A 22,930-nucleotide genomic window follows, 5' to 3' on the forward strand; every position below is an offset into this window, starting at 1 on the left:
GGCTCTGTGATCAGTTGAGGAAATCAGCCACGCATCTGCGCACCGACAGCCTTGGAAGCCGCCTCCACTGCTGCATCGCGCGCGGCACTGGCCTCGTCCTCGGTCAGCGTCCGGTCGACACCACGGAATCGCAATGCGAACGCGAGCGACTTGCGGCCTTCACCGACCTGCTCGCCCTCGAAGACGTCGAAGAGGCGGATGTCTTCGAGAAGCTCACCGCCGCCGGAACGCAGAGCTTCCTGCACCTTGGCTGCCGGAATGTCGCGATCGACAACAACTGCCACGTCCTGGAGCACTGCGGGGAAGGGCGAAATGCGCGGCGCCGGCAGGTTCTCGACCAACGGCAAAGCGTCGAGGTCGATCTCCAGTGCGCAGGTGCGCGCGGGCAGTCCCGCACGCTCGAGAACAGCCGGATGCAGTTCGCCCGCATGACCGACTACGTTGCCGTCAACGACAACCTCGGCGCAACGGCCGGGATGCCACGGCAGGTACTGCGCCGCACGCAGTTCCACCTCGACGCCTGCTGCAGCTGCAATGACCCGCACGGCTGCAAAAGTGTCCGAAGCCTCGGCCTGACGGCCAGGACCCCAGGGGCCGCTCGGCTCACGCAAACCACTCAACACTGCAGCGATGTGCACCGGCTGTGCCGGCAACGACGCGATCAGGTTCGCGATCTGCTCGTCCGTCGGGCGACGATCCACCGGCAATGCATCCACCGGTTCGGTGTCGGGGCCCGGCAGGACGACCTGCGCGATGCCGTACAGCGACAGATCACGCTGACCGCGAGAAGCGTTGCGAGCCAGGATCTCCAGCAGACCCGGGAGCAGCGTGGTCGCCAACTCCGGACGATCGGCTTCGAGCGGATTGAGGACCTTGCTGGTGTTGCGGCGCGGATCATCCGCGTCGAGGCCCCAGACGTCGAAGACGTTCGTAGGCAGGAAGACCGGAGGAAGGACCTCGACGTAACCGGCGTGAGCCACGGCCTTCGAGACCGTGCGCTTTCGCCGCTGCGACGGAGTCAACCCACGTCCGGCCGGAGCGGCGGGAAGCACAGACGGGATCTGCTCGAGACCTTCGAGGCGAAGAACTTCCTCGACGAGGTCCGCAGGCTGCACCAGGTCCGGACGCCACGACGGCGGCGTCGCGACCAACTGGCCGTGTCCTTCTTCGCTGACGCCGACCTCGACGTTGCAGCCAACCTGGGTGAGGCGGCGAGCTGCGGTGCCGTTGGGGTACGTGACTCCGGCGACACGGTCGGGCAGGTCGATATCCATGCGAATGGCAGCGCGAGGGGCGACATCGCCCACGTCGGTCAGGACCGGTTCGATCCGTCCGCCGGCAATCTCGACCAGCAGAGCGGCTGCGCGGTCGACGGCCGCGAGCGGAATTGCCGGATCGACGACGCGCTCGAAACGCTTGCTCGCCTCACTCGGCAGCTTGTGCCGGCGCGCCGTCTTGAAGACTGCGAGCGGATCCCAGGTAGCTCCTTCGAGGAGGATGTCCGTCGTTGCCGTTCCCACCTCGGTGGTTGCGCCGCCCATGACGGCAGCCAGCGAGATGACTCCGGAATCGTCGGCGATGACAACGTCTTCGGGATCGAGCGTGCGTTCGACGTCGTCGAGCGTCGTCAGCTTCTCCCCCGCCTTGGCGCGACGGACCACCAGGTCGCCCTGCACTGCGGTCGCATCGAACGCGTGCAGAGGCTGACCGAGTTCGAGCATCACGTAGTTGGTGACGTCGACTGCCGGCGAGATCGGGCGAACACCCGAGAGCAGCAGTCGACGCTGCAGCCACCACGGGCTCACTGCCTGCGGATCGATACCCGTGATCTTCCGCATCACGAAACGCGAAGCCTTGGACTCCGGTTCGAGGCGCACCGGCCAGGCTTCACCCTCAGCCGGGTGAGCGGGAACCGAAGCGGGATCGGCGTATTCGAGATCGAAGCCGCACGCGAGTTCTCGCGTGAGACCGCGGACCGAGAAGCAGTAGCCACGGTCCGGGGTGATGTTCAGTTCGATGATCGTGTCACCGAGACCGAGCAACTCGTTGCCGTCCGCGCCGGGTTCGGCGGTACCGGGCTCGAGCACCAAGATGCCCGAATGGTCTTTGCCGATACCGAGTTCCGAGACGGAGCAGATCATGCCGTCGGACACCTGGCCGTACGTCTTGCGAGTGGCGATTTCGAATCCGCCGGGCAGCACCGCGCCGGGCAACGCAACGACGACGAGGTCACCCTCGTTGAAATTGCGCGCGCCACAGACGATGCCACGGGGCTCGGGTTCGCCGACCTCGACCTGGCAGAAGCGGATCGGCTTCTTGAACTCGGTCAGTTCGGTGATGGAGACGACCTTGCCGACGACCAACGGGCCGTCGATCGCCTCGAGTGTGTCGAGTTCCTCGACTTCGAGTCCCACCCGGACGAACCCGGCGTCCAGCTCTTCCGGGGTCACCTCCCAGTTGGGAGTTGCCCGCTGCAGGATCTCGGTCAGCCAGGATTGCGCTACTCGCACGTCTGCTCAGCTCTCTCGTTTGTCGATAAGTCTTTGTGAAGGTTCCGCGGACCGGATCGGTCAGCCTGCGACACCGAAGGGCAGCGTGAAACGCACGTCACCTTCGACGATGTCGCGCATGTCCGGGATACCGTTGCGGAACTGCAGGGTCCGCTCGAGGCCCATGCCGAATGCGAAACCCGAGTACTCGTCGGGATCGATACCGCTGGCGCGCAGAACGTTCGGGTTGACCATGCCGCAGCCGCCCCACTCGACCCAGCCTGCGCCGCCCTTCTTGTTCGCGAACCAGACGTCGACCTCGGCCGACGGTTCCGTGAACGGGAAGTAGTTGGGGCGCATACGGGTACGCGTCTCGGGGCCGAAAAGGGCACGAGCGAACGCGTCGAGAGTTCCGCGCAGATTGGCCATGGTCAGGCCCTTGTCGACGGCCAGGCCCTCGACCTGCGAGAAGACAGGCGTGTGCGTCGCATCGAGTTCGTCGGTGCGGAACGTGCGGCCCGGGCACACCACGTAGATCGGCACCTCACGCGAGAGCATCGTGCGGACCTGCACCGGCGAGGTGTGGGTACGCAGCACCTGGCGAGAGTTCTCGGGCGCCAGGTGGAAGGTGTCCTGCATCGTGCGCGCAGGGTGATCCGGCAAGAAGTTGAGCGCGTCGAAGTTGAAGTGCTCGGTCTCCACCTCCGGACCCTCGGCAACTTCCCAACCCATCGCGACGAATACGTCGGCGACCTGCTCGGAAATCAGGCTGATCGGGTGACGCGCCCCGACGGGGTGACGATCGGAAGGCAGAGTGACGTCGATTGCCTCGGCAACCAACACCGCGGCGTCACGCTCGGCGAGGAGGACCTCACGACGAGCGTCGTACGCGTTGTTGATCCGAGTGCGGAAGATGTTGACGCGCTTACCGGCGTCCGCCTTTTCCTTGCCCGGAAGGCTGCCGAGACCCCGGCGCGCGAGGGCGATCGGGGACTTGTCCCCCAGGTGCTCCACCTTGACGTGCGCCAGCGCGTCCAGGTCGGCGGCGTCCGCCAGCGCCTTCTCGGCGTTCTCAGCCGCAGCGGTCAACGCCTCTTCGGTGAGTACACTCGCGTCGACCTCCGGCGGTGTCGCGCCCTCATTTTTGGCCACGGCTGTGACGCTCCTGTCGCTTCTCGGTTTACTTCTCGTACTGCGTGCTTCTTGTACTGCTTACTTCTTGTACTGCTTACTTCTTGTACTGCTTACTTCTTGTACTGCGAGCGAGCTTTCGAACTCGCTCGAGCATTGTCTCTGCTCTTGTATTGTCTCAGGCTTCCGCAAATGGGATTCCGTGAGGTCTTCGCGTGCGTTTTCAGCCGTGATCGGTGGCGCGATTTTGCACCCGCGCGCTTGCGTACAGGCAAATTGCCGCCGCTGTCGCGAGGTTCAAGCTTTCGGCGCGGCCATGGATCGGAATCCTGACCCGATGATCAGCCTGCGCGGCGATCGCCGGATCGAGACCGTGAGCTTCGTTACCGAACAGCCAGGCCGTCGGCTTGCTCAGCAACTCGTCGGCCTCGTCGAGATCGACCTCGCCGTCAGCTGCAGTCGCGAGAATCTGAATGCCTGCTGCGCGAATCTGCTCGATCACCGACACTGTGTCTCGATCGCGGACGACTGGCAGGTGAAACAGGCTGCCCGCCGACGAACGAACGACCTTGCCGTTGTGCGGATCGACGCTGTCGCCGGCGAGGATTGCCGCATCGGCACCCACTGCGTCGGCGATGCGAATGACGGTGCCCGCGTTACCTGGTTCGTTGACCTCGACCGGCACTGCGAGCAGGCGGGTCTCCTGATGGACGGCTGCGCTCAGCGGTACATCCAGTAGATCGCTGACGGCAACGAGACCGGGCGGCGTGACGGTATCGCTCAGAACTTTGATTGCTCGATCGGTCACAAGAGCAACACGAACTCCAGCGGTCAGCGCCCGATCGATGACGTGCTGATAGCGCTCGGCTGCGTCCTCGGTGTAGAAGAGGTCGTGTACCGGGCGGGCCTCGCCATTCGAGAGTGCACCGTTCAACAGTTCGGTGACCGAGTTCTCGCCCTCGACGAGGAAACGTCCTGCTTTGCGTCGTTCTGCTGTGCGCAGGAGCTTGACAGCAGAAACGACCCGCGGAGTCCGCTCGGTGAGCGGGTCCACGGGCCGTTGCTGTGATGCGTGAATCAGGCTGCTTCTCCGGCAGGAGCGTTCACGTCAGCCGGCAGAGCGGCCTTCGCGAGTGCGACCAGGCCGGCAAAGGCCTCGGCATCGGAGACAGCGAGCTCGGCCAGGATCTTGCGGTCGACGTCGACCTCTGCCAGACGCAGGCCCTGGATGAGGCGGTTGTACGTGATGTCGTTTGCACGAGCTGCAGCGTTGATACGCGTGATCCACAGCTTGCGGAACTCGCCCTTGCGCGCACGACGGTCGCGGTACGCGTAGGTGAGCGAGTGGAGCTGCTGCTCCTTGGCCTTGGTGTACAGACGCGAACGCTGTCCACGGTAGCCGCTGGATGCAGCAAGAATTGAACGACGCTTCTTCTGGGCGTTGACCGCCCTCTTTACGCGTGCCACTTGAAAAATCCTGTCAATCTAGGGGCTGAAAGTACGGCCCCGGGTGGTCAGTAAGGGGGCGACTCAGATGCCGAGCATGCGCTTGATGCGCGGAGCGTCGTCAGGGCTGACAACAGCGACACCGTCGAGACGACGGGTAACCCTGCTGGACTTGTGCTCGAGAAGGTGGCGACGGCCGGCCTTCTGGCGCATGAGCTTTCCGCTGCCGGACACCTTGAATCGCTTCGAGGCGCCGCTGTGGCTCTTCATCTTGGGCATGGAGTCCTCAGTTCTTGTTACGTGGTGGATCTTGGGAAATCGACTAGCTGGCCGGAGCCTCGGGAGCGGCATCGCCGGTCGTCGGTGCTTCCGGAGCTGCTTCACTGGAAGCCGGTGCGGCCGGAGCCGGACGCGGAGCAGCCTGAGCCACTGGCGCCTGAGCGCTCTCCTGCGCCTTGACACGAGTCTTGGCGCCCTTGTGCGGTGCCAGGACCATCGTCATGTTTCGGCCGTCCTGCTTTGCCGAGGTTTCGACGAATCCGAGATCTGCGACGTCTGCTCCCAGACGCTGCAGAAGGCGGTAGCCGAGTTCGGGGCGTGACTGCTCACGTCCGCGGAACATGATCGTGACCTTGACCTTGGAACCGGCTTCGAGGAAGCGAACGACGTTGCGCTTCTTGGTCTCGTAGTCGTGGTCGTCGATCTTGGGTCGGAGCTTCTGCTCCTTGATGACCGTCAGCTGCTGGTTCTTACGTGACTCACGTGCCTTCTGCGCAGCCTCGTACTTGAACTTGCCGTAGTCCATGATCTTGCAGACCGGTGGACGGGCGTCAGGAGCTACCTCGACCAGGTCGAGGTCGGCCTCAAGGGCCAAGCGGAGTGCATCTTCAACACGCACGATGCCTACCTGTTCGCCGCCAGGTCCGACCAAACGAACCTCGGGAACGCGGATACGATCGTTGATGCGGGTCTCAGTGCTGATGGGGCCTCCTAGGTTGAACGGTGCGGTCTTCATGACCGCACGCAGCCCGTACCGCCCGCACCCCAACAAAAAAGCCCCGCTGTGATGATTGCTCATCCGCGGGGCCCGATGTCGACCGATCACATAAGATCCAGCTCACGCCGAAACCTATCTCCTCGACTGAGCGAGGAACCTGACGAAGAATGATCTCCGATAACAGGTGACCGGAACCACTGAACTGCAGTTTCACCTGCCGCGCAGAGGTGGGAGTCGGACTCCACTTGCTGCCCCCGAACAAGTCGGAGGCGGTCGTTGCAACAAGAGTAACAGGTCGCCACAGATGAAAGAAATCGGTGCCGCTCCCAGTACTGCCGGGAGAGGCCCGATTCAACACCGTCACGGCCTGATGGAATCCTTACATCCATGAGTGAGAACTTCGAGGCAGAACAGAACACCGACGGCGCGAACCCCGACGTCCGCGAACTCTCCGAAGTTCCCGCGGTCGAGGTCATCAGCCGTGCTGCAGTGATGCTGATGAGTTCGGCTGCCGAAAAACTCGGCCTCTCCGACGCCGATCCGTCTTCCAGCCCCTACCTGGACCTCGACGAAGCGCGTCGCGTCATCACGGCACTTGCCGGACTCGTGACTGCGTCGGTCGAATACCTCGGCCCTCATGCCGGACCCATCCGTGAAGGCCTCCAAGCCCTGCAGCGCGCATTCCGTGAGGCCTCCTCGCACCCGGACGAGCCAGGAAAGGGACCGGGCGAGAAGTTCACCGGTCCGGTCTACTGAGTTGGCAACCGCCAACAAGACTCAACCGACGCCCGAGGACGTCGACGCATTCATTTCACGCGTCGACGACCGCAAACGCGCCGACGCCGTGGAGCTGATCTCCCTCCTGTCGGCCGCAACCGGCGAGCCTGCTGTCATGTGGGGCTCGAGCATCATCGGATTCGGGGCACGGCACTACCGATATGCGAGTGGCCACGAAGGTGACACCCCACTGATCGGGTTCTCCCCCAGGGCCACCGCGCTCACGTTGTACTTGTCGCTGAACTTCGACGACTACACCGACACGCTCGCTCGCCTCGGCAAGCACAAAATCGGCAAGGGCTGCCTGTACGTCAAACGGCTGAGCGACGTCGATATGACGGCCCTGACCGAACTGATCACGGATTCCGTTGCCGCAGCCCGCAACATGATCGACTGAGTCACTCACCTACGGGGAGAAACAGGCCGAGCGTCTTCGGGCGGTTGCCCGAAGACGGTCGAATCGCGTGGTGTGAAGTGATCGTTCGTCAGCGTGGCCCGACGCATTCGATCGAGTCGAAACCACCGCACCGCGTCGCGCTGGCGACACCAGCCGATGAGAAACCACTGCCCACGGTCCTGCGCCAGAATGTGCGGCTCAACTGCCCGCACCGTCTCCGCACCGTCCCCGTCCACGTAGTGCAACGACACGACGCGACTCTGCTCGACGGCCTGCCGGTTCGCGCGCGAATCCGTCAGAGCCCCGCCGTCACCGCGAATCCACACGCGGCCACCGAGCTCCGCAACCTTGCGACGACTCTCCTCGTCCATCACATCGAGCAGTTTCGCCAGCGCTGCTCGTCCATCCGGCGCAAACGGAGCATCACCCATCGCCGTCAAGGCCAACGCGATCGAAACTGCTTGCGGAACAGTGAAATTCACCGGCGGTAGCGTGGCGCGACCTACGAGTCGGTAACCACCCCCGGGGCCTGAGCGCGCTTCGATCGCCGCACCTGACATCATCAGCGTCTCGATATCCCTCTTGATCGTCCGGGTGGTGACACCGAATTCCTCGGACAATCGGGAGCACGTAGTCCCTCGATCGCCCTGTCGCCGAAGTTCCTCGACGAGAGCATGCAATCTCGCAGCTCGATTCACGTTCACCAGTGTCTCAGATTCCGATACCAAACGGTGACATAATTGGTGACACTCTGTTGTCACCAACCCGGGTGCACTGTGAGTACATGAAAACTCACATCGTTCTTGTTCCCGGATTCTGGCTCGGTTCATGGGCTTGGGACGCAGTACTCCCCCACCTCGAGCGTTCCGACACCCGCGTGACCAGCCTGACACTGCCCGGGCTCGACTCAGTAGACACAGATCGATCAGCGGTCACCTTCGACGCTCACGTCCGTGCAGTCGTCGACGCCGTATCGGACTCCGACGAGCGCACGGTCTTGGTCGTACACAGCGGCGCCGGCCCGGTGGGGTACGCCGTCACCGATCGCATCCCGGATCGCGTCGCTCGGATCGTCTACGTCGACTCGGGCCCCATGCCCGACGGCGCAGCGCTGCGACCGGATCTGGCCTCCGATGTCATCGAGATTCCGCTCCCCACGTGGGCAGAGCTCGAAGCGGACGGCAGCAGCCTCGAAGGACTCGACGAGAAAGCTCTGGAGACGTTCCGCGCCAACGCGGTACCCGAACCGGCTGGGCCCGCGCGTGAGCCGATTGTCCTGACGAACGAAAAGCGCTACCAGGTGCCGTCAACCGTCGTTTGCAGCACGTTCCCCTCCGCGGTGATCGCCCAGATGGCCGACGGAGGTCATCCGATGGCCGCCGAACTGGCGAAACTCCCCGTGACGTACGTCGACCTCCCGACCGGCCATTGGCCGATGTGGTCGCGCCCCGAAGAGGTCGCCAACGTAATTCTCGAGACCAGCACTTCCTGATCGACAAAGCAGTGATGCCGGGTCGATTCCGACCCGGCATCACTGACCGATTTCTACTTGCTCACGTTCTACTAGCTCACGGAAGCGGCTTTCTTCCGTGGCGCGGCCTTCTTTGCGGCAACTGCCTTCGTCGCACGCTTCTTGGTGATCGGCTTGGCCTTGACCGGCGCGTGCTGTGCGGTGAGAACCTCACTGAGGAACTTGCCCGTGTAGCTCTCGGGGACCGCGGCAACGTCTTCCGGCGTACCTTGCGCCACAACGGTTCCGCCGCCGGATCCACCCTCGGGTCCCATGTCGACGACCCAGTCCGACGTCTTGATCACGTCGAGGTTGTGCTCGATCACGATCACGCTGTTGCCCTTGTCGACCAGACCGTTGATCACGATCAGGAGCTTTCGGATGTCCTCGAAATGCAGACCCGTGGTGGGCTCGTCGAGGATGTACACCGTGCGACCGGTGGACCGCTTCTGCAATTCGGCGGCGAGCTTGACGCGCTGCGCTTCACCACCGGACAGAGTCGGAGCCGGCTGACCCAGTCGGACATAGCCCAGGCCGACGTCGACCAGCGTCTTGAGGTACCGGTGAATTGAGGTGACCGGCTGGAAGAACTCGGCTGCTTCCTCGATAGGCATGTCGAGTACCTCGGCGATCGACTTGCCCTTGTAGTGGACCTCGAGCGTTTCGCGGTTGTACCGAGCGCCGTGGCATACCTCGCAGGGCACGTACACGTCCGGCAGGAAGTTCATCTCGATCTTCAAGGTTCCGTCGCCGGAGCACGCCTCGCAGCGTCCACCCTTGACATTGAACGAGAATCGGCCGGGCTGGTAACCGCGGACTTTCGCTTCCGTCGTGGCCGCGAACAGGGTTCGAATCTTGTCGAACACACCGGTGTACGTCGCCGCATTCGATCGCGGAGTCCGGCCGATCGGAGACTGATCGACCTGCACGAGCTTGTCCAGCTGATCGAGTCCGTTGATTCGTGTGTGACGGCCAGGCACCTGGCGTGCACCGTTGAGCTTGTTCGCCATGACGGTCGCGAGAATGTCGTTGACCAACGTCGACTTGCCCGAACCGGAGACACCGGTGACAGCGGTGAGAACACCCAGCGGGAAACTCACGTCGATGCCGTCGAGATTGTGCTCGCGAGCTCCGACGACCGTGACCTGGCGTTTGCGATCCACCGGCCGACGAATGGCCGGAACCTCGATGAAGCTGCGACCCGACAGGTAGGCGCCGGTCAGAGATTCTTCACACGTCAGCAGTTCTTCGTACGGTCCGCTGTGGACGACCTTGCCGCCGTGCTCGCCGGCGTACGGTCCGATGTCGACTACCCAGTCGGACGTGCGGATAGTGTCTTCGTCGTGCTCGACGACGATCAGCGTGTTGCCGAGGTCGCGCAAGCGCGTCAGGGTTTCGATCAGTCGTCGATTGTCACGCTGATGCAGGCCGATGGACGGCTCGTCGAGTACATACAGCACGCCGACGAGTCCGGAACCGATCTGCGTTGCCAAGCGGATTCGCTGGGCCTCGCCACCGGACAACGTGCCAGCGGCACGCGAGAGGGAAAGGTATTCCAGGCCGACGTCGAGCAGGAACCCGAGTCGTGCCTGAACTTCCTTGAGGACCTGACCCGCAATCGCCTCTTCGCGCGAACCGAGAGTGAGGCTGTTCAAGAAGTCCGCGCAATCGGAGATCGACAGTTCACAGACCTCGGCGATGGACTTACTGCCGAAGTCTCCAGCCGCGATAGTTACCGACAGGATTTCCGGGCGCAGGCGAGCACCACCACACGCCGGGCACGGCGTGTCGCGCATGTACCCGTCGTACCGTTCCTTCATCTGATCCGATTCGGTCTGCTCGAGCCGGCGATGCAGGAACGGCATCACACCTTCGAACTCCGCGTAGTAAGAACGGGTACGGCCGTACCGATTCTTGTACCGGACGTGAACCTGCTCCTCGCTGCCTTCGAGGATTGCTTTGCGGGCCTTCGCCGGCAACTTGTTCCACGGCGTCTTCATGTCGAAACCGAGGATGTCGCCGAGGCCGGAGAGCAACCGTCCGAAGTACTCCGAACTCTGGCCCATCGACCACGGCGCGATCGCTCCGTCTTCGAGACTCAGGTCGGGATCGGGAACCACCAGATCCGGGTCGACCTCCTTGCGGATACCGAGGCCGGTGCATTCCGGGCAGGCGCCGTAGGGCGAGTTGAAGGAGAACGAGCGCGGTTCGAGATCGTCGATCGCGAGTGCGTGGCCATTCGGGCAGGCCAGCTTCTCGGAGAAACGACGCTCACGATCAGGTGCATTTTCTTCACGGTCGACGAAGTCGAGGACCACGATGCCTTCAGCCAAGCGAAGTGCGGTCTCGACCGAGTCGGTCAGGCGCTGCTTCGAACTCGCCTTGACCTGCAATCGGTCGACCACTACTTCGATGTCGTGCTTTTCCTGCTTCTTGAGCTTCGGCGGATCCGCCAGCGAATGGACGACACCGTCGACGCGCACTCGCGAGTAGCCCTGGGTATTGAGCTGATCGAAAAGGTCGACGAACTCGCCCTTACGAGTACGGACTACCGGTGCGAGGACCTGGAACTTGATGCCCTCTTCCATCTCGAGCACCTGGTCGACGATCTGCTGGGGCGTCTGACGTGCGATCTTCTCACCACACACCGGGCAGTGCGCCGAACCCGCGCGGGCATAGAGAAGTCGGAGGTAGTCGTAGACCTCGGTAATGGTGCCCACCGTCGAACGGGGGTTGCGGTTGGTCGACTTCTGGTCGATCGACACCGCAGGAGACAATCCCTCGATGAAGTCCACATCCGGCTTGTCCATCTGACCGAGGAACTGACGCGCGTATGCCGAGAGCGACTCGACGTAGCGGCGCTGACCTTCGGCGAAGATCGTGTCGAACGCGAGGCTGGACTTGCCGGAGCCGGACAACCCGGTAAAGACGATCAGGCTGTCTCGCGGGAGGTCGAGATCGACTCCTCGCAGATTGTGCTCACGCGCACCCCGCACGATCAGGCGATCCGCCACACCAATTCCCTTCATTGTCAATCGTCCGGGGCCGTCCCCCCGGAGAAGTCTCGAGTGGCCTCGCAAACGCGAGTCCTCGAGCGATCGTCATCGTAGGCCGAGCCACCGACACGTTTTTCTCACCAGGCGAGCCCATCGCTCTACCTGCCCCTATTCGAAGGTAGCCTGCGTTTCATGACGAATCAGCCCATCGTGATCGACGACTCCTACACCGGTCAGGTCTCCCCCGATTCTGCCCCTCAGCGGCGCACAGTCGAAGGCGCCGTCATCACGAAGATGTCGGTCGGCCCCATGGACAACAACACTTACCTCGTCGCCTGTTCCACGACCGGGAAATCTCTCCTGATCGATGCGGCCAACGAAGCCGAGAAGATCATCGCGCTCATCGAACAGGAAGCACCTGTTTTCGATTCCATCGTCACCACCCACCAGCACGGCGATCACTGGTTGGCCCTCGAAGACGTTCACGCCGCAACCAAGGTGCCGACCGCCGCGCACCCCCTCGACGCAGAGGTCCTTCCCGTCACCCCGGACGTGCTCCTCGAAGACGGCGACAAGGTGACCGTTGGCAACTTGAGCCTCGACGTCATTCACCTGTCCGGCCACACGCCCGGCTCCATCGCGCTGGCTCTCACCGAACCGAGCGGACAGGTTCACCTCTTCACCGGCGACTCACTCTTCCCCGGCGGAGTAGGCAAGACCGCCGATCCCGAGAAGTTCACTTCTCTACTCGACGACGTGGAAAACAAGCTGTTCGGAAGGTACGACGACGCGACCGTCGTCTACCCCGGGCATGGCAAGGACACGACGCTCGGCGCCGAGCGCCCGCACCTGGCGGAGTGGCGCGAACGCGGTTGGTGACGTTTCACCTGTTCCGTACTGGACCCCGCTAACCGACTTGGCTGTCGACCTGTTCACCGTTGACTCGAAGTCGCGGAAGCCAGGTCGACAGAGTCCGGCCGAGTCCTTCGACCATCCGTTCCCCGAACACACACAGCGTGCGTTCCCACGGATGGCCGAAGGTCCCTTCCGTGAAGTCGTCCCGACTGAATATGTAGTAGTCACCGTTCGGATAGACCGGGACACGCCACTCCGCAAGCTCCTTCGCAGCAGCGTGTGCCTCCGCGTCGAAGGTGTAGCCCGGATGCTGCCAATCCAGAACGACGAAGTTGGGATCGTCGTTCAAATCGGTGACAAAACAGCGCAACGCTTCGGCGTTGATCGCATCCACGCGAGCGGCCCACGCCCCTGGAGTCGCAGCTGGCGCCGCACCCAAATCGAAGACCACGGACGGGATGGGCTCGGCGATGGCGGGCCAAGATCGTGCGTCGATGCCGGGCGTGAACCCAAAGCGGTCACGAAAGATCGCCCAGTTTCTCTCGTTCTCCTCGTCCGACAGCTGTCCCCAGCCGGTGGGAAGGGTCGAGCCGAAGTTCTGAGTCATCTTGGTGGTCACAACACCATCGTGCTCGAACGGTGCGCATACTGTGACACCTTCGAACACGCCGTATGCGGATACGCGGTAACGGATACTTCAGAACGGTGTGTCCGGATCAGTGGAGAAGTCATCGTCGCAGTACAGCGCGCTTCGGCGACCAGGAATCCGTCAACCGGGTCAGGCGTGCCGGGATCGCCGAACCGGACCAATTCCTTGTGAGATCGCTAGGGTGGAAAACGAACCTACATCGGGAGGCTTGAAACATGCTGGTACGTCGAATTGCTCGTCCACTGCTTTCCACGATCTTCATCGCCGGGGGAATCGATGCTTTGCGCAACCCTGCTCAGCGAGCAGCCAAAGCGTCACCGCTGATCGACAAATCCGTCGAGACGCTGCCAGGAGCAGTGACGCAGAAGGTGCCTGCTGATCCGGAAACACTCGTCAAGATCAACGCCGCCGTCCAGATCGGCGGCGGTGCCCTGCTGGCCACCGGCAAGGCGCCGCGGCTCGCGTCGTTGGTGCTCGCGGGGAGCCTGGTACCGACCACGCTTGCCGGTCACGACTTCTGGAACGAAACCGATCCGTCACTGCGAGCGATGCAGCGCACCAACTTCATCAAGAACGTCAGCTTGCTCGGCGGACTGATGATCGCCTCCGTCGACACCGAGGGCAAGCCGTCGCTCGGCTGGCGCGGCCGTCGCGCCGCGAAGAAAGCCCAGGCGTCTATCGCCGCGGCACTTCCATTGGTCGCATCGCAGACCGATCACACGAGCGATCGCGTCGAGCATGCTCTGTCGGTGGCATCCGAACGCGGTTCCGAGCTTGCCGAAACCGCGAAGGCACACGGCACGGATTGGCTCGAACTTGCCAAGGAGCGCAGCTCCGAGTTCGCGGAGATCGCGAGCAAGCGAGCCGCGGAATTCGGAGAGGTCGCCAAGGAACGCGGCCCGGACATCCTCGAAGTCGCGCAGAAGCGCGGCTCCGAACTGGCCGAGACCGCACGCGAGCGCAGCGCCGAACTGGCAGAGCTGGCGAGCAAGCGCAGCTCCGAGTTCGCCGAACTCGCGCTCGAAAAGAGCAACGAGTGGGCCGAAACGGCGTCGGAGCAGACCGAGGTGCTGGGTAAGCGTGCCCGAAAGCGCGCCGAGAAGGCGCTCGAAAAGGCTCGCGCCAAGAAGGACGAATTGACGCACTGAGTGCACCGAAAACACGGTCAGGCCACCTTCGGGTGGCCTGACCTGTATCTATGCGGCAGTTCATCTGGGGGAACTAGACTGTCTTGGCGCTTTTGCAGCGCGTGAATTTCTCATCAAGCCTAGGAGATCCTTTGCCCGACGCGGACCCGTCACTGAACGAGCAAGAGCTCGAGCAGCAGTACGTGACGATGTTGTACTCCCGTCTCGACGATCTTCGAAAGTATGCCCAAACTCGCTTGAGCACGGTGCTCCTCGAGACCGGCGGAACCCCGCAAGCACGCAGTGAACGCGAATCCTTCAATGCCATGTACACCGAAGATCTCGCCAAGTACGACGCAGCCGAGAACGGAATGTGTTTCGGACGCATCGACTTCGACGACGAGCGACGCTACGTCGGCCGACTCGGAATTCTGGACACCGACAACGACTACGAAACGCTACTGCTCGACTGGCGAGCTCCGATGGCACGCCCGTTCTATCTGGCGACGCCCGCGGCACCTGAGGGCGTCAAGCGACGACGCCATATCCGCAGTCGGAGCCGAACAGTCACCGGAATCAACGACGAATACCTGGACCTCGACGCTGCCCGAGCCGCCGGCGTGGTGACCGAAGCCGGTGGCGTCGCCGGTGAGAGCGCACTCCTGGACGCTCTGAACGCAGCGCGTACGGGTCAGATGAACGACATCGTCGAGACCATTCAGAGTGAGCAGGATGCCATCATCCGCTCCGAGCACAAGAGCGTTTTGGTCGTCCAGGGCGGTCCGGGTACCGGCAAAACCGCAGTCGCCCTTCACCGTGCCGCCTTCTTGCTCTACACCTACCGCCAGCAACTGGCCAAGGCCGGTGTTCTCATCATCGGGCCGAACGCGACGTTCCTCGACTACATCAGCCAGGTCCTTCCTTCACTCGGTGAGACCGGAGTTCTGCTCTCGACGATCGGGGACCTGTATCCCGGAGTGCGTGCGACTCGTACGGATTCCCTCGCCGCCGGCGAGATCAAGGGTTCCCTCGCGATCCTCGACGTACTCAAGAACGCCGTCCGGGATCGGCAGGAAGTTCCGTCGAAGCCGATAACCCTTCGATTCGACACGTACGACTTGAAACTGGATCGCAAGACTGTCACGAAGGCGCGCGGGCGCGCTCGGTCGTCGCGTCGCCCACACAACCTGGCGCGCCCGATCTTCGTGGCAGCAGTCATCGAGGCGTTGGCACTGCAGATGGCCGAACTCATCGGCGGAAACCTCGTCGACGGTGGGTCACTCCTCAGTCGGGACGACATCGCCGACATTCGCGACGAGATGCGTGAGGACCCGGACATCATGTCCGCCATCGCGAAGCTGTGGCCCGAATTGTCGCCGCAGCAAATCCTCGCGGAACTGTGGACGTCGCCGGCGCGGTTGGCCAAGGCAGCACCGCAACTCGACGACGCCCAACGCGACGAGCTTCTGCAGAGCGTCGGACCGGGTTTCAGTGCGGCCGATGCTCCCCTGCTCGACGAACTGGCCGAGATTCTCGGCGTCGACGACGCCGCCGAACGCGAACGCGCACAACGTGAATGGCGCGCGCAGATCGCCGACGCTCAGGGCGCCCTCGACATCCTCACCGGCTCTGCACCACAGGACCTCGAGGACGAGATGGATCCCGAGATCTTGATGGCGTACGACTTGATCGACGCCAGCCAACTCGCCCAGCGCCACGATCAAGGTCAGCGTCAGACGACGGCGGAACGCGCTGCCGGCGACCGGACGTGGACCTACGGTCACGTGATCGTCGACGAAGCCCAAGAGCTCTCCGAAATGGCGTGGCGAATGCTGATGCGGCGCATACCGAATCGCTGGATGACGTTGGTCGGCGATACAGCCCAGACCGGGGATCCGGCGGGAACCTCGTCCTGGCAGAAGATTCTCGAGCCTTACGTCGCCAAGCGCTGGAAGCTCACCGAACTGACCGTCAACTACCGAACTCCTTCGGAGATCATGGATGTCGCGCACCGTGTACTCGAAGAGATCGACCCGGAGCAATCCGTGCCCCGGTCGGTACGCGACAGCGGATTCGCGCCGTGGGCGCTCAAGACCACGGCCGAAGAATTGGAATCGACCGTGCGCCGTTGCATCGAGTCCGAGTCGCATCCCGGTATCACCGCAGTGATCGCCGGTTCCGAGGTCGTTGCCGATCTGGCGGGCCTTGCGAGTGACACCGTAAGCGTCCTGTCCGTCAAGGACGTCAAGGGACTCGAGTTCGACACCGTGTTGATCGTCGAACCTGCCGACATTCTCGACGAGTCACCACGCGGAATGAACGACCTCTACGTCGCATTGACCCGCGCTACCCAGAGGCTCGGCATCATTCACGTCGAGTCGCTCCCCGCGGTTCTCGACGGCGTCGAAGCAGCAGAGTTGGCCTTCGATTCGTGAGCATCACGGAGTAGGTTCGTGCGTGACACCACGAATGGTGGTGTCACTCCAATTTGTGTCGACGACTGAAGGAATGACCCCACGTGCTTGGCCTGCCCGCAAGTTCCGCCGCACCCATCCGCAAGATCGCTCGCGTGGTGATCGGCGTCGGGATGCTTGCGGCGGTGACAGCCGGTTGCTCAGAGGATGATTCGAGTTCGACGGCTGCTGCCGGCAGCGACGACATCGCTGCTGTTGCTGCCGCACCGACAGAAAAACCGGTAGACGAGGCAGATCGGCTGCGGGCGGCGCTTGCGTCTACCGGGGTCACGCCCGCCTTTTCCGACGACATGTTGCAGGCGCTCGGTGACGGCGTCTGCCAGCAGCTCGCGGCCGGAACGGATCGAGCGATGATCATCGCGAATCTGCGGGCGGTATCGCTGAACGGAGCAAGCGAACCAATGGTCACCTCCGGAAACGGCTCGGCCGCATCGACAACACCCCCCAGCGCCGATCAGCTGGCTGAAGTGTTCGTCGATGCGGCCGAGGCCGACTACTGCCGGTAGTTCAGCGAACGGTGTGCACGATCAGGACATCGGACGTCGCCTTGCGAGCGGCATCGGAAGGCACCGATCCGAGTAGACGCCCGGTCAACGTGTTCAATCCGCGATTTCCGACGACCAGCAAGTCGCCCTTCACCTCGTCGAGCAAAGCGAGAAGCGATTCGACGGGAGCGCCGACGACGGCGCGCTCGACAACATCCTTTGCCCCCTGGGCATGTGCGCGCTCACGAGCGGTGCGAAGGATCTCGTAGGTCGGAGCGGAACCGGTGACCTGGTAGGCCTCGTTACCCAACGCATCAGCGGCAGCGCTCACGTCCTTGGGATCAGCCGGGTAGTACGCACACGCGATGACGAGCTGAGCGTCCGAGCCACTGGCAATGGCGGCAGCTCTGTCGACTGCCTTCAGTGACGACTCGGAGCCATCGGTTCCTACGACAACGGTCCGGTAGGCACTCATTCATTCCTCCATGGTTACGGGACGGACGGTACGGCCGGCACCGGGCGCAACGCTGTTGCGCCCGCTCGACAACCGCTGCGCTGACATTAGCGGGATTGTGCCGCGGATAGTGTTATTTGCAGTACACGCCACAAGCCCACAGTGAATGTGATTCTTCGTCACAGACACATTTGTTCGGTGGTGACCACTCAGCGAAGTTTGCCAAAGCGGGGCCCGAACAGCGCCGCCGGAAATACTTCCTGCTCGACCAGGGCGGTACGCCACGGCGTCGCCAATTCCAGCAACCGCTTGGCACCCTCCTCACCCAGCGCATCCCACGGAGCCAAAGCGAGGTCGTCCGTCAGGTCTTCGACGACGTCACGCAAGTCCTGCCCGTCCTCGGTCAGCGCACCGGACGAACGATCCAGCAGTTCGCGGTCCTTCAAACTCTCGACGGCCTCGTCCCACTGTTCCTGCGACCATCCGCGACGAGTCTGCGCGAATTTGCGCTGAAACCCGATTCCCGTCGCGGTGTGCGTGATCAACGCGTCCAGGCCGTTCAATCCCGCGGTCTGAAGGGCCGCAATGTGGCCGTCACCGCGATACTCACGCAGCAATGTCAGCGCGTGCCAGAAACGCAGGTGCGGCTCGGCCGGCCAGTCGAGCGACGCCCAACCCGCGTACAGAGGGCGGCCGTCCACTCCAGGAATGTTCTGGGCAGCGATCGACACGAGTTCGGCGGCCTCGGCCATGTCCCCCGATCCTGTCACGTCTGCACCGAACAGGCGGACGTACGCCGCGTCGATTGCCCGATACCGCGCGGCGACAACCTCTGTGGGCCTTGCCAATTCCCAGGCACGTGGGATGACACTGGCGATCAATTCAGGATTGAAGTTGAAGAAGGTGGCCGTGACGACAGTCGCGGGTGGAGCGCCGAGCGGAGCTGATCGCCCGGCAAAGTACACCATTCGGCCAGGCTCCAACCCGACGCCGACAAGTTCCTTCTCCGTCTCCGGGACGAAGTACGCCAAGGAATGGAGAAGTTCGAGAGTCCGCGCGGTCTTGCCTGCAGTCTGTGCATCCATACCTGAAACCGTAGCGGTCGAAAGCACGAACGCACGCGAGGCGACCTACTTGAGACCCGCGGCGTCCATTCCTCGAAGCTCCTTCTTCAAATCCGAGATTTCGTCTCGCAATCGCCCAGCCAACTCGAACTGAAGGTCACGTGCAGCGTTCATCATCTGATCGGTGAGTTCCTTGACCAGATCTGCCAATTCGGCCCGAGGCATCGATTTGGTGTCGCGCCCCTCGTACACACCCGCACTGACCGCACGACCGGCCTCACCCTGCGCACGCCGACCACGCGTCGCATTGCGACCCGAACCACCGACGTCCACGGACGCCGCAGTGTCCTCTGCCTCCTCGTACACCTGATCGAGAATGTCCGCGATCTTCTTGCGTAGAGGTTGTGGGTCGACGCCCATCTTCTCGTTGTAGGCGACCTGCTTCTCGCGTCGTCGCTCGGTTTCCTCGATGGCCTGCGCCATGGAAGCGGTGATCTTGTCCGCATACATGTGCACTTGACCGGATACATTTCGAGCCGCTCGGCCGATCGTCTGAATGAGGCTGGTGGAGCTACGTAGGAAACCTTCTTTGTCGGCATCGAGAATCGCGACCAGCGACACCTCGGGAAGGTCGAGTCCCTCACGCAGGAGGTTGATGCCGACCAGCACGTCGTACTCCCCCAGGCGGAGCTGACGGAGCAACTCGACTCGCCGGAGCGTATCGATATCCGAGTGCAGGTAGCGGACGCGAATACCGAGTTCGAGCAGGTAATCGGTCAGATCTTCCGACATCTTCTTGGTCAACGTCGTGACCAGCACACGCTCGTCACGTTCCGCTCGCTCGCGGATTTCGTGAACGAGATCGTCGATCTGTCCCTTGGTGGGTTTGACGATGACCTCGGGATCGATCAATCCGGTCGGGCGGATCACCTGCTCGACGAACTCACCGCCGGACTGACCCAACTCGTACTTACCTGGTGTCGCCGACAAGTAGACGGTCTGACCGATCCGCTGACTGAATTCTTCCCAAGTCAGAGGGCGGTTGTCTGTTGCCGACGGTAGCCGGAATCCGAACTCGACCAGGTTTCGCTTGCGCGACATATCGCCCTCGTACATGGCGCCGATCTGAGGAACCGTCACGTGCGACTCGTCGATGACCAGAAGGAAATCTTCCGGGAAGTAGTCGATCAAGGTTGCGGGGGCAGTTCCAGGGCCACGGCCGTCGATGTGGCGCGAGTAGTTCTCGATGCCGGAGCAGAATCCGACCTGTTTGATCATCTCGAGGTCGTACTGCGTACGCATGCGCAGACGCTGAGCCTCGAGGAGCTTGCCCTTGCCTTCGAGCTCGGCGAGTCGCTGTTCGAGTTCCGCCTCGATGTCCTTGGCGGCACGCTCCATGCGTTCAGGGCCGGCGACGTAGTGCGTCGCCGGGAAGATACGAACCGTGTCGACCTGGCGAACGATGTCACCGGTCAGTGGATGGAGGTAGTACAGTGCCTCGATCTCGTCACCGAAGAATTCGATGCGGACCGCCAGCTCTTCGTACGACGGAATGATCTCGACCGTGTCGCCGCGCACGCGGAACGAACCTCGCGTGAACGCCATGTCGTTGCGGTTGTACTGAACGTCGACGAGCAGACGCAGGAACGCATCCCGCGGCACCTCCACACCGACGTCCAGCTGAATCGAGCGATCGAGGTACGACTGCGGTGTACCGAGGCCGTAGATGCACGACACCGATGCCACCACGACCACGTCCCGTCGTGACAGAAGGCTGGACGTCGCCGAGTGGCGCAGCCGCTCGACATCGTCGTTGACGGACGAATCCTTCTCGATGTAGGTGTCCGTCTGGGCGATGTACGCCTCGGGTTGGTAGTAGTCGTAGTACGAGACGAAGTACTCGACCGCGTTGTTGGGTAGCATTTCCCGAAGCTCGTTCGCGAGCTGAGCCGCCAAAGTCTTGTTCGGAGCCATCACCAGAGCCGGGCGCTGCAGCTTCTCGATCAACCACGCAGTCGTGGCCGACTTGCCGGTACCGGTCGCACCGAGGAGGACTACGTCCTTCTCCCCCTCGTTGATCCGTTTCTCCAGCTCGGCGATAGCTGCCGGCTGATCGCCTGCCGGTTCGTACGGGCTGACGACCTCGAAGCGCGCGTCTGAGCGCTCGATGTCACCAACCGGCCGAAACTCGGAATGCGCGACCACGGGATGTTCGGAAGCAAACGCCATGAAACCAGGGTAAGCGCACCTACCGACACAATGCCCGCTCGTCCGCGTTCAGCCGAAAATGCAGTTCGGCGGTAGGTTCTTCGACCATGAGCGAGGAACGTCCCCACATTCACCGGCCGAAGGTCGAAACCTTCGACATCGCAGCTCGCACCAACGTCGATCCCAAGGGCTTCGTTCGCCCGGTCGAGCACTACCGCGAAGAACCGTGGGGGCTGTACATGGCGCGCCACGCCGACCATCCCCGGTTTCACTACCTGGAGTCCTGGATCATTCCCGAACTCGGAATTCGGGCGTCGATCCTGCACTTCACCCCGGAACACATCCGAGACTGGGATTTCTATGTCGACATCGGCGACTTCATCCGCGGCGACCAGGTCTGGACGTCCGAGGACCACTACCTCGACCTGATCGTGCAGACCGGACGCAGCGTCGAATTGCTCGACGTCGACGAATTGCTCGAGGCGAACACCGCCGGGATTCTCGACCCGAAGACGTCAGAGCGTGCGATGCTGAACGCGGCCCGCGCTATCGAGGGCATCGCCGCCCACGGTCACGATCTCGACGCCTGGCTCACCTCGGTGGGCATGCCGGTCACGTGGCGCTGAGTGGTTAGAGGGACCAGCCTGATTTCTCGGCCCACTCCCATGCCCGGTGGAAAGCGGCGTCGAACCACGGCGTCTTGACTCCCAGGTAGGCATCGATCGCAGCGGCGTAGTCGTCGATGCCGGCGGCACTCTCGGCTGCCTTGACCTTGAGTTCGGCATATTCGGCACGCGCCGCTGCGTCGGCGCGAAGCCAGTCACGGAAGAGGATCGCGAACTGCTGACCCGGCCAACCATCCACCCGAATGTGGATGTTCGCGCGGCGCCCTGGATCGGCGCTTCCGTGAATTCGCTTCGCCCACACCGCCGGATCGGTCTCGCCACCGAGGTACGACGGTTTCGGGTCGTCGGCGACGATGTGCTCGATCCGGGGGAACCCGGCAGCGGCCAGATCTTCCACGAGGTCGTCGGCAACGCCGAGGTGCTCGACAGTGATCTGAATGTCGATCACGTCCTTGGCATCGAGACCAGGCACTGCGGTCGATCCGATGTGATCGATACGGCGCGCGCGGTCACCGGACGCCAACGACAACCGGCCGATGATTCGTTCGGCCTGCGCCGGCCACGACGGGTCGGCTGGAGTCAGCTCGGGCAGTGCGCGCACTACCGTGCCCTCGCGGAGGTTCTTCTCGAAGGGAACAAGTCGATTCGCCCACAAGTCGCGGACCACGTCGTCGAGTGAACCCGGCTCTCCGCTGTTGTCGAGCCACACGTCGGCAACAGCACGACGCTGATCGTCATTTGCCTGCGCTGCGATGCGCGCACGAGCGTCGGATTCAGGCATGCCGCGCGAGCCCACCAAGCGTCGAACTCGTTCCTCCTCGTCGACGTAGACGATGACGACCAGATTGAATGCCGGCGCCATCGAACCCTCGACCAACAGCGGAATATCTTGAACGAGCACTGCATCCGACGGCGCAGACGAAATCTGCTCCATCGTCCGCGCACCGATCAGTGGGTGGAGGATGCCGTTGAGAGTTCCGCGTGACGTGTCGTCGGCAAACGCCAACGACGCCAGCGCGGGTCGGTTGAGGCTGCCGTCCTCGGACAGAATCCCGTCGCCGAATGCATCGACCAGAGCGGCAAGTCCCGGAGTACCGGGCTCGACCACTTCTCGGGCGATCAGGTCGGCGTCGACGATGACGGCTCCCAGTTCGCTGAGGATTTTCGACACTGTCGACTTACCGGCTCCGATGCCTCCAGTGAGGCCAACTCTCAACACACTCGACAGTCTCTCATCTCCGCGCC

At 62.8% G+C, this 22,930-nt stretch carries 21 protein-coding genes; 8 read left to right on the plus strand and 13 right to left on the minus strand.

The window, feature by feature from the left end:
* Window positions 1–23 precede the first annotated feature (23 nt).
* The 6 genes from pheT to infC all read right to left on the minus strand — a co-directional run bounded on the left by pheT (window position 24) and on the right by infC (window position 6,081).
* Complete coding sequence (pheT, locus tag BH682_RS15600; RefSeq protein WP_075833306.1) at window positions 24–2,510, minus strand: phenylalanine--tRNA ligase subunit beta; 2,487 nt, start codon at window positions 2,508–2,510, stop codon at window positions 24–26.
* Window positions 2,511–2,570: 60 nt separating this feature from the next.
* A complete protein-coding gene (pheS, locus tag BH682_RS15605) occupies window positions 2,571–3,641 on the minus strand; it encodes a phenylalanine--tRNA ligase subunit alpha (protein WP_003944109.1) in 1,071 nt (356 codons plus the stop codon).
* Between the two features lie 202 nt (window positions 3,642–3,843).
* Window positions 3,844–4,674, minus strand: a complete 831-nt coding sequence (locus BH682_RS15610; RefSeq protein ID WP_075833308.1) for a TrmH family RNA methyltransferase — start codon at window positions 4,672–4,674, stop codon at window positions 3,844–3,846.
* A 23-nt stretch (window positions 4,675–4,697) separates the two neighbouring features.
* On the minus strand, window positions 4,698–5,087 hold the full coding sequence (gene rplT, locus BH682_RS15615; RefSeq protein ID WP_003944011.1) for a 50S ribosomal protein L20: 390 nt from the start codon (window positions 5,085–5,087) through the stop codon (window positions 4,698–4,700).
* Between the two features lie 63 nt (window positions 5,088–5,150).
* Complete coding sequence (gene rpmI, locus BH682_RS15620) at window positions 5,151–5,345, minus strand: 50S ribosomal protein L35 (RefSeq protein ID WP_003944043.1); 195 nt, start codon at window positions 5,343–5,345, stop codon at window positions 5,151–5,153.
* Between the two features lie 43 nt (window positions 5,346–5,388).
* Window positions 5,389–6,081: a translation initiation factor IF-3 gene (gene infC / locus BH682_RS15625; protein ID WP_075833310.1), complete on the minus strand. Its 693-nt coding sequence runs from the start codon at window positions 6,079–6,081 to the stop codon at window positions 5,389–5,391.
* Between the two features lie 369 nt (window positions 6,082–6,450).
* Here infC and BH682_RS15630 point away from each other — a divergent pair, with 369 nt between their 5' ends.
* Entirely contained in the window at window positions 6,451–6,819 is a 369-nt protein-coding gene (locus tag BH682_RS15630) for a DUF1844 domain-containing protein (protein ID WP_007736262.1), read from the plus strand.
* Between the two features lies 1 nt (window position 6,820).
* The gene (locus BH682_RS15635; protein WP_003944044.1) at window positions 6,821–7,237 is read left to right on the plus strand and encodes a DUF1801 domain-containing protein; all 417 of its coding nucleotides are present in this window, start codon (window positions 6,821–6,823) and stop codon (window positions 7,235–7,237) included.
* A 5-nt stretch (window positions 7,238–7,242) separates the two neighbouring features.
* On the opposite strand, the gene BH682_RS15640 is transcribed toward BH682_RS15635, so the two are convergent.
* Window positions 7,243–7,941, minus strand: coding sequence for a helix-turn-helix transcriptional regulator (locus BH682_RS15640; protein ID WP_075833312.1), 699 nt, complete (start codon window positions 7,939–7,941; stop codon window positions 7,243–7,245).
* Between the two features lie 80 nt (window positions 7,942–8,021).
* Between BH682_RS15640 and BH682_RS15645 the strand changes: the two genes are divergently transcribed.
* On the plus strand, window positions 8,022–8,729 hold the full coding sequence (locus tag BH682_RS15645; RefSeq protein ID WP_064444635.1) for an alpha/beta fold hydrolase: 708 nt from the start codon (window positions 8,022–8,024) through the stop codon (window positions 8,727–8,729).
* Between the two features lie 71 nt (window positions 8,730–8,800).
* Here the strand turns inward: BH682_RS15645 and uvrA are convergent, their stop codons facing one another.
* The gene (gene uvrA / locus BH682_RS15650; protein ID WP_024487477.1) at window positions 8,801–11,761 is read right to left on the minus strand and encodes an excinuclease ABC subunit UvrA; all 2,961 of its coding nucleotides are present in this window, start codon (window positions 11,759–11,761) and stop codon (window positions 8,801–8,803) included.
* Between the two features lie 174 nt (window positions 11,762–11,935).
* Here uvrA and BH682_RS15655 point away from each other — a divergent pair, with 174 nt between their 5' ends.
* The gene (locus tag BH682_RS15655; RefSeq protein ID WP_054187410.1) at window positions 11,936–12,622 is read left to right on the plus strand and encodes an MBL fold metallo-hydrolase; all 687 of its coding nucleotides are present in this window, start codon (window positions 11,936–11,938) and stop codon (window positions 12,620–12,622) included.
* A 28-nt stretch (window positions 12,623–12,650) separates the two neighbouring features.
* On the opposite strand, the gene BH682_RS15660 is transcribed toward BH682_RS15655, so the two are convergent.
* Window positions 12,651–13,217 (minus strand): DUF2716 domain-containing protein, encoded by a 567-nt coding sequence (locus tag BH682_RS15660; RefSeq protein WP_223304674.1) that lies wholly within the window; start codon window positions 13,215–13,217, stop codon window positions 12,651–12,653.
* A gap of 245 nt (window positions 13,218–13,462) precedes the next feature.
* Here BH682_RS15660 and BH682_RS15665 point away from each other — a divergent pair, with 245 nt between their 5' ends.
* From BH682_RS15665 to BH682_RS15675, 3 genes are all read left to right on the plus strand, one after another.
* Window positions 13,463–14,395 carry a DoxX family protein gene (locus BH682_RS15665; protein WP_003944048.1) on the plus strand — a complete coding sequence of 311 codons (933 nt, stop codon included), beginning with the start codon at window positions 13,463–13,465 and terminating at the stop codon, window positions 14,393–14,395.
* A gap of 131 nt (window positions 14,396–14,526) precedes the next feature.
* The gene (locus tag BH682_RS15670; RefSeq protein ID WP_075833314.1) at window positions 14,527–16,809 is read left to right on the plus strand and encodes a HelD family protein; all 2,283 of its coding nucleotides are present in this window, start codon (window positions 14,527–14,529) and stop codon (window positions 16,807–16,809) included.
* A gap of 83 nt (window positions 16,810–16,892) precedes the next feature.
* Window positions 16,893–17,354: a DUF732 domain-containing protein gene (locus BH682_RS15675; protein WP_007728747.1), complete on the plus strand. Its 462-nt coding sequence runs from the start codon at window positions 16,893–16,895 to the stop codon at window positions 17,352–17,354.
* A gap of 1 nt (window position 17,355) precedes the next feature.
* Here the strand turns inward: BH682_RS15675 and BH682_RS15680 are convergent, their stop codons facing one another.
* The 3 genes from BH682_RS15680 to uvrB all read right to left on the minus strand — a co-directional run bounded on the left by BH682_RS15680 (window position 17,356) and on the right by uvrB (window position 21,080).
* Window positions 17,356–17,808, minus strand: coding sequence for a universal stress protein (locus tag BH682_RS15680; protein WP_003944055.1), 453 nt, complete (start codon window positions 17,806–17,808; stop codon window positions 17,356–17,358).
* A 188-nt stretch (window positions 17,809–17,996) separates the two neighbouring features.
* The gene (locus tag BH682_RS15685) at window positions 17,997–18,872 is read right to left on the minus strand and encodes an SCO6745 family protein (protein WP_075833316.1); all 876 of its coding nucleotides are present in this window, start codon (window positions 18,870–18,872) and stop codon (window positions 17,997–17,999) included.
* A gap of 45 nt (window positions 18,873–18,917) precedes the next feature.
* A complete protein-coding gene (gene uvrB, locus BH682_RS15690) occupies window positions 18,918–21,080 on the minus strand; it encodes an excinuclease ABC subunit UvrB (RefSeq protein WP_075833318.1) in 2,163 nt (720 codons plus the stop codon).
* 86 nt (window positions 21,081–21,166) lie between these two features.
* Between uvrB and BH682_RS15695 the strand changes: the two genes are divergently transcribed.
* Window positions 21,167–21,685: a DUF402 domain-containing protein gene (locus BH682_RS15695; protein ID WP_003944071.1), complete on the plus strand. Its 519-nt coding sequence runs from the start codon at window positions 21,167–21,169 to the stop codon at window positions 21,683–21,685.
* Window positions 21,686–21,689: 4 nt separating this feature from the next.
* On the opposite strand, the gene coaE is transcribed toward BH682_RS15695, so the two are convergent.
* Window positions 21,690–22,904, minus strand: coding sequence for a dephospho-CoA kinase (gene coaE, locus BH682_RS15700; protein ID WP_075833320.1), 1,215 nt, complete (start codon window positions 22,902–22,904; stop codon window positions 21,690–21,692).
* Between the last annotated feature and the right edge of the window lie 26 nt (window positions 22,905–22,930).

The sequence above is a fragment of the Rhodococcus sp. YL-1 genome (assembly GCF_001942025.1).
Lineage (GTDB): Bacteria > Actinomycetota > Actinomycetes > Mycobacteriales > Mycobacteriaceae > Rhodococcus_F > Rhodococcus_F qingshengii.

Coding starts and splice junctions, on each gene's coding strand:
- BH682_RS15680 (WP_003944055.1), bottom strand. CDS start 17,808: ATGAGTGCCTACCGGACCGTTGTCGTAGGAACCGATGGCTCCGAGTCG.
- BH682_RS15655 (WP_054187410.1), top strand. CDS start 11,936: ATGACGAATCAGCCCATCGTGATCGACGACTCCTACACCGGTCAGGTC.
- uvrB (WP_075833318.1), bottom strand. CDS start 21,080: ATGGCGTTTGCTTCCGAACATCCCGTGGTCGCGCATTCCGAGTTTCGG.
- infC (WP_075833310.1), bottom strand. CDS start 6,081: ATGAAGACCGCACCGTTCAACCTAGGAGGCCCCATCAGCACTGAGACC.
- BH682_RS15665 (WP_003944048.1), top strand. CDS start 13,463: ATGCTGGTACGTCGAATTGCTCGTCCACTGCTTTCCACGATCTTCATC.
- BH682_RS15630 (WP_007736262.1), top strand. CDS start 6,451: ATGAGTGAGAACTTCGAGGCAGAACAGAACACCGACGGCGCGAACCCC.
- BH682_RS15695 (WP_003944071.1), top strand. CDS start 21,167: ATGAGCGAGGAACGTCCCCACATTCACCGGCCGAAGGTCGAAACCTTC.
- rpmI (WP_003944043.1), bottom strand. CDS start 5,345: ATGCCCAAGATGAAGAGCCACAGCGGCGCCTCGAAGCGATTCAAGGTG.
- BH682_RS15645 (WP_064444635.1), top strand. CDS start 8,022: ATGAAAACTCACATCGTTCTTGTTCCCGGATTCTGGCTCGGTTCATGG.
- BH682_RS15685 (WP_075833316.1), bottom strand. CDS start 18,872: ATGGATGCACAGACTGCAGGCAAGACCGCGCGGACTCTCGAACTTCTC.